Annotated in this window: 1 pseudogene; it reads right to left on the bottom strand. The window is 58.5% G+C overall.

Annotated features, from left to right (window positions below):
* Window positions 1–405: pseudogene (locus IFT47_RS27315) on the bottom strand (hypothetical protein); the annotation flags it as partial.

The following is a 405-nucleotide window of genomic DNA, read 5'->3' as shown; positions in this document are numbered from 1 at the left end:
TGAAGGGTCGATCCGGATTTCCAAAATCCTGGCCTGACGACAGCCGAGTCTTTTTCGTACGCCGCCCAATCCCGCAAATGCATGTAGAGACTGTAAATAATCAGACTCGGCGGCGTGTCCGTGCTGCCCTTGATGGCAGGCGGCTGCAAGCGGTGTCGCACCAGCACGAAATTACGCGAGAACGGCTTTGAAACGAGCTGTTTATTGACGAAATACGTCGTGTCAGGCGACTGCTCATCAATGCGATAGGCCACCACTTCACCGTCCGCGATGCAGTGCACGCTCGACTGGTCCAGCGTGCCCGCCGTTCCCGCATCAAAATGCACACCGCCATGCCAGAGCCCGCTGCTGCCGAGGGGATAGCTGCCGCTTGCGGCGTTTGCCAAGTGGGTCAGTTGCTGGAGC

The organism is Pseudomonas sp. CFBP 13711 (assembly GCF_014842265.1).
Lineage (GTDB): Bacteria > Pseudomonadota > Gammaproteobacteria > Pseudomonadales > Pseudomonadaceae > Aquipseudomonas.
Note: the sequence above shows the minus strand (reverse complement) of the source record. Positions and strands in the feature narration are given on the sequence as shown.